This window comes from Mycobacterium sp., from assembly GCF_035499775.1.
In the GTDB taxonomy this organism is placed as follows: domain Bacteria; phylum Actinomycetota; class Actinomycetes; order Mycobacteriales; family Mycobacteriaceae; genus Mycobacterium.
Map to the genome: position 1 here is coordinate 1 of NZ_DATJYB010000588.1, position 9,247 is coordinate 9,247.

Annotated in this window: 12 protein-coding genes; 7 read left to right on the forward strand and 5 right to left on the reverse strand. The window is 67.0% G+C overall.

Features of this window, described 5'->3' with window-relative positions:
* Both VML93_RS35610 and VML93_RS35615 read left to right on the forward strand, forming a co-directional pair.
* Nucleotides 1-231 (forward strand): RidA family protein (locus tag VML93_RS35610; protein ID WP_325618109.1); only part of this gene is annotated, 231 nt, incomplete at its 5' end.
* A 6-nt stretch (nucleotides 232-237) separates the two neighbouring features.
* Complete coding sequence (locus VML93_RS35615; protein ID WP_325618111.1) at nucleotides 238-1,041, forward strand: MBL fold metallo-hydrolase; 804 nt, start codon at nucleotides 238-240, stop codon at nucleotides 1,039-1,041.
* Nucleotides 1,042-1,131: 90 nt separating this feature from the next.
* Here VML93_RS35615 and crp read toward each other — a convergent pair whose 3' ends face one another.
* Nucleotides 1,132-1,806 carry a cAMP-activated global transcriptional regulator CRP gene (crp, locus tag VML93_RS35620; protein ID WP_325618114.1) on the reverse strand — a complete coding sequence of 225 codons (675 nt, stop codon included), beginning with the start codon at nucleotides 1,804-1,806 and terminating at the stop codon, nucleotides 1,132-1,134.
* 108 nt (nucleotides 1,807-1,914) lie between these two features.
* On the reverse strand, nucleotides 1,915-2,310 hold the full coding sequence (locus VML93_RS35625; protein ID WP_325618116.1) for a hypothetical protein: 396 nt from the start codon (nucleotides 2,308-2,310) through the stop codon (nucleotides 1,915-1,917).
* A gap of 116 nt (nucleotides 2,311-2,426) precedes the next feature.
* On the opposite strand from VML93_RS35625, the gene nth reads away from it, so the two are divergent.
* From nth to marP, 4 genes are read left to right on the forward strand one after another with little or no spacing between them, the layout of a single operon-like run.
* Nucleotides 2,427-3,164 (forward strand): endonuclease III, encoded by a 738-nt coding sequence (nth, locus tag VML93_RS35630; RefSeq protein ID WP_325618130.1) that lies wholly within the window; start codon nucleotides 2,427-2,429, stop codon nucleotides 3,162-3,164.
* An 11-nt stretch (nucleotides 3,165-3,175) separates the two neighbouring features.
* A complete protein-coding gene (locus VML93_RS35635; RefSeq protein ID WP_325618118.1) occupies nucleotides 3,176-3,832 on the forward strand; it encodes a TlpA disulfide reductase family protein in 657 nt (218 codons plus the stop codon).
* Nucleotides 3,833-3,847: 15 nt separating this feature from the next.
* Nucleotides 3,848-4,642 (forward strand): CoA pyrophosphatase, encoded by a 795-nt coding sequence (locus tag VML93_RS35640; protein ID WP_325618120.1) that lies wholly within the window; start codon nucleotides 3,848-3,850, stop codon nucleotides 4,640-4,642.
* A 5-nt stretch (nucleotides 4,643-4,647) separates the two neighbouring features.
* Nucleotides 4,648-5,841, forward strand: coding sequence for an acid resistance serine protease MarP (marP, locus tag VML93_RS35645; RefSeq protein ID WP_325618134.1), 1,194 nt, complete (start codon nucleotides 4,648-4,650; stop codon nucleotides 5,839-5,841).
* Here the strand turns inward: marP and VML93_RS35650 are convergent.
* Entirely contained in the window at nucleotides 5,834-6,799 is a 966-nt protein-coding gene (locus tag VML93_RS35650) for an alpha/beta hydrolase (protein ID WP_325618122.1), read from the reverse strand. The two genes, marP and VML93_RS35650, sit on opposite strands and share 8 nt — an antisense overlap.
* Nucleotides 6,800-7,333: a phage holin family protein gene (locus VML93_RS35655; RefSeq protein WP_325618124.1), complete on the reverse strand. Its 534-nt coding sequence runs from the start codon at nucleotides 7,331-7,333 to the stop codon at nucleotides 6,800-6,802.
* Between the two features lie 195 nt (nucleotides 7,334-7,528).
* Between VML93_RS35655 and VML93_RS35660 the strand changes: the two genes are divergently transcribed.
* Nucleotides 7,529-8,227, forward strand: a complete 699-nt coding sequence (locus tag VML93_RS35660) for a serine protease (RefSeq protein ID WP_325618126.1) — start codon at nucleotides 7,529-7,531, stop codon at nucleotides 8,225-8,227.
* An 87-nt stretch (nucleotides 8,228-8,314) separates the two neighbouring features.
* On the opposite strand, the gene VML93_RS35665 is transcribed toward VML93_RS35660, so the two are convergent.
* On the reverse strand, nucleotides 8,315-9,247 hold a 933-nt coding region (locus VML93_RS35665; RefSeq protein ID WP_325618128.1), incomplete at its 5' end, for an AMP-binding protein.

Genomic DNA, 9,247 nt, shown 5'->3' on the forward strand with positions numbered 1-9,247 from the left:
GCGGTGGATGCGCTGGTGGGTCTCGACGCGGTGGTCCAAGTGGTCAAGGTCGTCGGGTTCGTCGCGTCCGCTCCGGGATTCAATGGCCAGCCAAGCGTTGTCAACGGAGCTTCCGATCTGCTCGCCGAGGTGTTCGGCGACAAGGGCGCGCATGCGCGGTCGGCGGTCGGTGTGTCTGAACTACCGCTGGATGCGCCGGTGGAAATCGAGTTGATCGTGGAGGTCGGCTGAGGTCCTATGTCCGAGCCAGCCGAGCCTGCTGAGTCACTCACCCATCCCGCATACGGCAGGCTGCGGGCGGTCACCGACACCGCGTCGGTGCTGCTGGCCGACAACCCCGGCCTGATGACGCTGGAGGGGACCAACACCTGGGTGCTGCGCGGCCCGCGCAGCGACGAGCTGGTCATCGTGGACCCAGGGCCAGATGACGACGAGCACATAGCGCGTGTTGCCGCGCTGGGCCGGATCACCCTGGTGCTGATCAGTCACCGGCACGGCGACCACACCGACGGCATCGACAAGCTGGTCGAGCTGACCGGGGCGACGGTGCGGTCCGCCGGCAGCGGGTTTTGCCGCGGCCTCGGCGGTGAGCTGACCGATGGCGAGGTGATCGATGCGGCCGGCCTGAAGATCAAGGTGATGGCAACCCCCGGTCACACCGCCGACTCGTTGTCGTTCGTTCTCGACGACGCGGTGTTGACGGCCGACACGGTGCTGGGCCGCGGCACCACCGTCATGGACAAGGAAGACGGCGGCCTGGCCGACTACCTGGAATCGCTGCACCGGCTGCACGGTTTGGGCCACCGGACGGTGTTGCCCGGACATGGGCCGGACTTGCCCGACCTGGACGCCGTGACGTCGGGTTACCTGGCGCACCGCCGCGAGCGGCTGGAGCAGGTGCGTTCGGCGGTGCGGGATCTCGGAGACGACGTCAGCGTGCGCCAGGTCGTCGAACACGTCTATGTGGATGTCGACGAGAAGCTCTGGGATGCCGCCGAGTGGTCGGTGCAGGTGCAGTTGGACTATCTGCGCGCCGAGTAACCGCCAGCAGACGCAGAATCGCACTATTCCGCGCTGGCGCGTGCGATTCTGCGTCTGCTCGGCGCAGGAGATCTACCGCGCTCCGCGCGCTTACCTCGCTCGGCGGGCCAGGCGCTCGGAGTCGGAGATGAGCACGCTCTTGCCCTCCAGCCGGATCCAGCCGCGGTGGGCGAAGTCGGCCAGCGCTTTGTTCACCGTCTCCCGGGAAGCGCCGACCAGTTGGGCGATCTCTTCCTGGGTCAGGTCGTGGGTGACCCGCATCGCGCCACCCTCCTGGGTGCCGAACCGCTGCGCGAGCTGCAACAGCTGCTTGGCCACCCGTCCGGGAACGTCGGTGAAGATGAGGTCGGCCAGATTGTTGTTCGTGCGCCGCAGCCGCCGGGCCAGTACGCGCAACAGCTGCTCGGCGATTTCGGGACGGTCGGCGATCCAGGCCCGCAGTGCGTCGCGGTCCATCGACACCGCTCGCACCTCGGTGATCGTGGTCGCGCTGGACGTCCGCGGCCCCGGGTCGAAGATCGACAACTCGCCGAACATGTCCGACGGGCCCATGATGGTCAGCAGATTCTCCCGGCCGTCTGGCGAGCGGCGACCGATCTTGACCTTGCCCGAGATGATGATGTACAGCCGATCGCCGGGCTCTCCTTCGGCGAAAACCGTATGTCCACGAGGGAAGTCGACGGGTTGCAGTTGTTTGGTAAGTGCGGCGATTGCGCTGGGCTCAACCCCTTGGAAGATCCCTGCCCTTGCCAGGACCTCGTCCACGTTGCCTCTTCTTGCCTCTTCAAGTTCCAACGAATTAGATACGGGCAGGCCAACCTCTTACGAGTGACACGCGTCTAAAGGTAGGCCAATCGGTTCGACCTGCCAACGCTACACACGATTGACGTCCGGAGTCTCCCTAAATTGCGGATTAATCCGGGAATGGGCGTGTATTCGGGTCGGCAAACCGGACATACCGGGGTCGGCGTGATCGGCGGCAAAGAACACCTCGGCGCGCGGCGGCCCGGGCGGGGAGCCGTGTGGCGGCGATTCGGCGAGTCGCTGGGCCTGGCGCCGGTGCAGATAATCCAGCGCCTCGGGCATACCCTCGCGGGCCAGCGTGTGCACGTCCACCGCCTCGGCCTGCTCGAGAAATTCGGCGACGTCTTTTGCCGTAACGGTGTTGCTGGACAGTTCTCGTTCCAGCCGCCCGAGCCCGAGCGTCGCCAGCATCAGCAGCCCCGGAACGCAGGCAACCAGCAACCACGACACAAGGAGAGTAAACATGGCCTTCAATCAACATGAGGTCTCAGTCAGATCACGAAATCAGTACTCTGTCGTAGGTGAAAGCGGCAAAATCGTCGGGCCGTGCTAAGCCGAGTCCGGCGGTCACCGGCGCCGACGTGGCGCGGCGCTGGTCGGCAGAAACCCGAGTCGGCCTGGTGCGGCGGGCGCGACGGATGAATCGCGCACTGGCACAGGCATTTCCGCACGTGTACTGCGAACTGGACTTCACCTCGCCGCTCGAGTTGACGGTCGCCACCATTCTCTCGGCGCAGAGCACCGACAAACGGGTGAACCTCACCACGCCGGCCCTGTTCGCGAGATACCGGACGGCGCTGGACTACGCGCAGGCGGACCGCACCGAGCTGGAAGCCCTCATTCGTCCCACTGGTTTCTACCGCAACAAGGCGAACTCGCTGATCGGCCTCGGTCAAGCCCTGGTCGAGCGCTTCGACGGTGAGGTGCCGGCCACCATGGCGGAACTGGTGACGCTGCCGGGAGTCGGCCGCAAAACCGCTAACGTCATTCTGGGCAACGCCTTCGGCATCCCGGGGATCACTGTCGACACGCACTTCGGACGGCTGGTGCGCAGGTGGCGCTGGACCGCCGAAGAAGACCCTGTCAAGGTGGAACACGCTGTCGGCGAACTCATCGAGCGCAAAGAGTGGACTTTGCTGAGCCACCGCGTGATCTTCCACGGTCGCCGGGTGTGCCACGCGCGCAAGCCGGCGTGCGGGGTCTGCGTGCTCGCCAAAGACTGCCCCTCCTTCGGCCTCGGTCCGACCGATCCGCTGCTCGCCGCACCCCTGGTCCAGGGCCCGGAAACCGAGCATCTGCTGGCCCTGGCCGGGTTGTAATAGCGGGAACTGTGGCCGTACGAACCCGCTGGACCATCGCGATCTTGGCGGTGGTGGCGGCGTTGACGGCAGCGCTGGTCGCCCAGCTGCTCGACGACTCCCCGACGACCCGGACCCCCCAGGCATCCGCCGGGCGCGAACACCGAGACGCCGATACCCCGGCCGCGCTGGCGGGGCCTCGGCAACGCGCGAATCTGCCGCTGTGTCCCGCCAGTGGCCCGACCGCCAGTAGCCCGACCGCCAGTGGCCCGGCGGCATTGCGTGGCGTGGTGGTCGAGTGCGCGGCCGACGGCTCGGCCGTCGACGTCGCCCGCGCGTTGGCCGGGCGCCGGGTGGTCCTCAATCTGTGGGCGTACTGGTGTGCACCGTGCATGGCCGAGTTGCCCGCCATGGCCGAGTATCAACGGCGGGTAGGTTCCGACGTGATGGTCGTGACGGTGCATCAGGACGAGAACGAGACGGCGGCGTTGCTGCGGCTGGCGGATCTCGGTGTCCGGCTGCCGACTTTGCAAGACGGTCGCCGCCGGGTGGCGGCGGCGCTGGCGGTCGCGAATGTGATGCCCGCGACGGTGGTCCTGCGACCGGACGGTAGCGTTGCGCAGACGCTGCCGCGGGCTTTCGCGAGTGCCGACGAGATCGCGGCTGCGCTCGGAAACGACGCGAGATGAGCGCCGTGCAGCGGTTTGGACGCGAGGGAGACGCCGGTGAGTGCTGCGGTTCCCCTGACGCCTGATCTCGGCCCGCCTTGGTTACGTCCGCTGGTCGACAACGTCGATCAGATGCCCGAGGCGTTCCGGCGTCGGCTGCCGGCCGATGTGCTGGCGATGGTGACCGCGGCGCGAGCCCTGTCATCCGCGGCCTCTGGCCGCGGCGCCGGCCGCGAGGCCGCCGTGCTGGTGTTGTTCTCCGGTCCGGCTACCGGGCCGGCCGACGGCGGCCTGCCCCACGACGCCGACCTGTTGCTGACCGTGCGGGCCTCGAGCTTGCGCCACCACGCCGGCCAGGCGGCATTTCCCGGGGGCGCCTCCGATCCCGGTGACGACGGACCGGTAGCCACCGCCTTCCGTGAGGCGCGCGAAGAAACCGGAATCGATCTGTCCCGGCTGCATCCGCTCGCCACGATGGAACGGACGTTCATCGCGCCGTCCCGGTTCCATGTCGTCCCGGTATTGGCCTACTCGCCGGATCCCGGGCCGGTGTCCGTCGTCAACGAAGCCGAAACCGCGATCGTGGCACGAGTTCCGGTGCGCGCCTTCATCAATCCGGCCAACCGGCTAATGGTGTATCGGCGCACCCTCAGCCGCCGCTGGGCCGGACCGGCGTTTCTGCTCAACGAAATGCTGGTGTGGGGATTCACTGGCCAGGTGATCTCTGCGGTGCTGGACGTCGCTGGCTGGGCCCAGCCCTGGGACACCGACGACCTGCGCGAGCTGGACGACGCGATGGTGCTGGTCGGCGAACAAGGTGGGCAGCGATGAACTCGATGACCCCGTCGCAGTGGCTGGATGTCGCCATCCTTTCGGTCGCCTTCATCGCAGCCATCTCGGGCTGGCGGTCGGGTGCGCTGGGCTCCTTGCTGTCGTTCGTCGGTGTGCTGCTCGGCGCGGTGGCCGGTGTGCTGCTGGTGCCCCACATCGCCGGCCACATCGCGGCCACCCGGGCCAGAATGTTCGCCGCGCTCTTCATCATCCTCACGTTGGTCGTTGTCGGTGAGGTCGCCGGAGTGGTGCTGGGACGAGCGGTGCGGGGCGCCATCCGCAACCAAACGGTCCGAATCATCGACTCGGTCATCGGGGTGGGCGTGCAACTCGTCGTGGTGCTCACCGCGGCCTGGCTCTTGGCGACACCGCTGACGCAGTCGAAGGATCAGCCCGAACTGGCTTCCGCGGTCAAGGGTTCGCGGGTTCTGGCCGGTGTCAACGACGTTGCGCCCGAATTCCTGCATGCGGTGCCCAAGCGGCTCTCGGCGCTGCTGAACACCTCCGGACTACCCGCCGTGCTGCCGCCGTTCAGCCGCGCGCCGATCGCGCGGGTCGATCCGCCGGATGCGGCGTTGAAAAACGATCCGGTGGTGGCCGCCACCCAGCCCAGCGTCGTCAAGATCCGCAGCGTGGCGACCAGCTGTGGAAAAGTGCTGGAGGGCAGCGGTTTCGTGATTTCGCCCAATCGGGTGATGACGAACGCCCACGTGGTGGCCGGTTCCAACAGCGTCCAGGTTTTCGCCAGCGGCAATCCGTTTGACGCGACCGTGGTGTCCTATGACCCGCAGGTCGACATCGCCATTCTCGCCGTACCGAACTTGTCAGCGAAGCCGCTGGTCTTCGCGGACAGCGAGGCGAAGTCGGGCACCAGCGTGCTGGTGCTCGGTTATCCGGGTGGCGGCAATTTCACCGCCTCCCCGGCCCGGATCCGCGAGGCCATCAAGCTCACCGGACCAGACATCTACCACGACCCGCAACAGGTGACCCGCGAGGTCTACACCATCTACGCCAATGTGGAACAGGGCAATTCGGGCGGACCGCTGATCGACCTCAAGGGTCAGGTGCTCGGTGTGGTGTTCGGCGCGGCCGTCGAGGACGCCAACACCGGCTTCGTGCTGACCGCCGACGAGGTGGCCAGTCAGCGAGCCAAACTCGGCAACACTCAAAAGGTGGATACCGGGACCTGCGTCAGCTGAGCCCGTGCACGTGCTCGAGGAACCGGGTCAGGTGCCGGTTGATTTCCCGCGGCGCTTCCTCGTGGCTGAAATGTCCTGCGCCGGTGACGGATATGTAGCGTCCGTGCGGCGCGTAGCGCTGCGTGCGATCGACCGAATCGGCCAGCACGTAGGGATCGGTGTCACCGCGTAGGTGCAGCAGCGGAATGCCGAGCTGCTGCGACATCGACTTCATGAATCGCCGGCCTTCGCCGCGCAGCTGACTGCGGACCGCCCACCGCTGATACTCGAGTGCGCAGTGCGCGGCCCCGGGAATGCGGATCGCCTGTCGCAGATAGCCGATGGTCGCCGAAAAGTCCTCGGATGCAACCCATTTGGCAGAGCTGCGGCTGCGAACCAGACGCTCGAGTTCTTCCGCGTTTCCCCGGGTGAGCAGCCGCTCGGGCCAGACCGGCACCTGGTAGCGCAGCAGTGACGGCAACAGCGCGCGGCCCTGATCGCGGTGCGTCAGCGTGGATCGCCGCAACGCGGCCGGATGCGGCGAGCTGATCAGGCCGATGGCACGCACCAGCCTTGAATGCAGCAGCGCGGTGGCCCAGCAGGCCAGCCCGCCGTCGGCGTGGCCGATCAGCGTCGCCGACGAGTGCCCCAGCGCCCGGATGAGCCCGGCGGTGTCGCCGGCCATCGTCCAGCCGTCGTAGCCGCGGGGCGGCTTGTCGCTACCCCCGTAGCCGCGCAGGTCGACGGCGACCACGCGCGCGTCGCCCAGCTCGCGCAGCTGATGACGCCAGGACCACCAGAACGAACCGAACCCGTGCAGCAGCATCACCAGTGGCCGCGCGGTGGCCGGCTCGGCGGGGGGCGTAGCGGCGCCCGCCGGTAAGGCTTCGACGACGTGGAACCGGATGCCGTTGGCGTGCACGTCCAGATGGCGCCATGGCCCGTCGATGCGGGTCATCGACGGATCAGGTGCTGGCATTTACCAACCCGAGGGGTCGGCGGGCGTCTTGGAGTCCTTCGAATCCTTCGCATCGGAAGTAATCGCCTTAGGAATCCCCGACTTGTCGTGGCCCGGGGTGAGGGCGGTGCGGGTCTCTTTGACCGACTCGATGGTGTCGCGCGGCCCCCGGATCCGGCGGACCTTCAGGTAGCCGAACAGCGCCAGCACCAGGGTCACCACGACCATGATCGCGAAGACGATCAGGAACGCCACCCACCGCCACAGCCAGGTGTCGAGCAGCTCGGCGAGGAAGAAGAAGAAAAAGAACGTCGAGTAGAACAGCACCACCAGCGCAGCGATGAAGAACACGCTGCCGGTCAGGCCCTTCTTGACGTCGCGGGTGATTTCGGCCCGGGCCAGTTCGACCTCGGCGCGCACCAGCGTGGACATCTGAGTTGTCGCGTCTTTGATCAGATCACCGATCGACGGCTCACCAGACCGGGCATGTGGATCGGCCAACGGAATCGTGGTCAGGGTGCTGGGCACACCGTTCTTGCCATCGCCTTTACTCACAGACGGTCCTCTCGGTTGATTGCCCGGTCGCTGTCGTCGCGGTTCATGTTGCCATGTGGTGCGGTACCAGACGAGGCCAGCCAACACCGGCTGACGAATTGACGGCGGGGCAATTTGTGCCGACCGGGCGCCGCGGGCCGATCATCTAAACTGGCGGACCGGTTCCCCGACGTTCAACCGGCTAGGAGTTTCGCTGTGCAGATGGCGCACCGGTGCTTTGCGGCGGCCTTGGCGGCCGCGCTATGCGCCCTGCCTGGTTTGTCTGCCGGCACCGCGGTGGCCGACGACAGGCTCCCGCTGGGCGGCGGGGCGGGCATCGTCATCCATGGCGACACCATGTGCACGCTGACCACCATCGGCACCGATCGCGCCGGTGAGCTGGTCGGCTTCACTTCCGCACACTGTGGGGGCCCGGGCATGCAGGTCGCCGCGGAGGGCGCGGAAAACCGGGGTCCGTTGGGCGTCATGGTCTCGGGCAACGACAACCTCGACTACGCGGTGATCAAGTTCGATCCGGCCAAGGTGGCGCCGGTGGCCAACTACAACGGCTTTGTGATCGGCGGCATCGGCCCGGATCCGGCTTTCGGTCAGATCGCCTGCAAGCAGGGCCGCACCACCGGCAACTCGTGCGGCGTCACGTGGGGGATGGGCCAGCAGCCGGGCACCATCGTCATGCAGGTCTGCGGTCGGCCCGGCGACTCCGGGGCTCCGGTGACCGTCAACAATCTGCTGGTCGGCATGATCCACGGTGCGTTCAGCGATAACCTGCCGACCTGCGTCATCAAGTACATCCCGCTGCACACCCCGGCGGTGGTGATGGACTTCAACTCGATATTGGCCGACATCAACGCCAAGAACCGGCCCGGCTCGGGATTCGTGCCGGTACCGGCCTGAGGCTCTTGCCGCGAGTGTGACGCCACAGTCACGCTCGGCGCCGAATGTGACTGTGGCGTCACACTCGGCGAGCGAAGGCGTGCCCAGCTACCTGGCCGCCTGGATCGCGTCGAACACGCCGGGATCCAGCAGCGTCGACGTATCGCCCAGCTCGCGGTTTTCGGCGATGTCGCGTAGCAGCCTGCGCATGATCTTGCCGCTGCGGGTCTTGGGCAGTTCCGGCACGATGTGGACTTCGCGTGGCTTGGCGATGGGCGAGATCTCCCGGGCCACCTCGGCTCGCAGCTCACCCGCGGTCCCTTCGTGCGGCTCGTAGCTGGCGCACACGACGACGAACGCGCAGATGGCCTGGCCGGTGATCTCGTCGGTCACGCCGACCACCGCCGCCTCGGCAACCGCCTCGTGCCCGACGAGCGCCGACTCCACCTCGGCGGTGGAGATCCGGTGCCCGGACACGTTCATCACGTCGTCGATGCGACCCAGCACCCAGATGGCGCCGTCGGGATCGAAGCGGGCTCCGTCTCCGGCGAAGTAGTAGCCCTGCTCGGCGAATTTCGACCAGTAGGCTTCCCGGTACCGCTCGGGGTTACCCCAGATGCCGCGCAACATCGAGGGCCACGGTTGGTCCAGCACCAGGTAGCCGGTGACGTGCGTGTCGCCGTCGGTGTCAGGCGGTAGCGGATCTCCGTGGTCGTCGACGATCTTGGCCGAGATGCCGGGCAGCGGTGTCATCGCCGAACCGGGCTTGGCCGCGGCGACTCCCGGCAGTGGAGAGATCATCGCGGAGCCGGTCTCCGTCTGCCACCAGGTGTCCACCACCGGGACCTTGTTGGCGCCGAACACCTCGCGGTACCAGCGCCAGGCCTCGGGGTTGATCGGCTCTCCGACCGACCCCAGCAGCCGCAGGCTGGACAGGTCGTGCGCATCGGGGATCTGCCGGCCCCACTTCATGAACGTACGGATCAGCGTCGGGGCGGTGTAATAGATTGTGACGCCGTATCTTTCGATGATCTGAAAGTG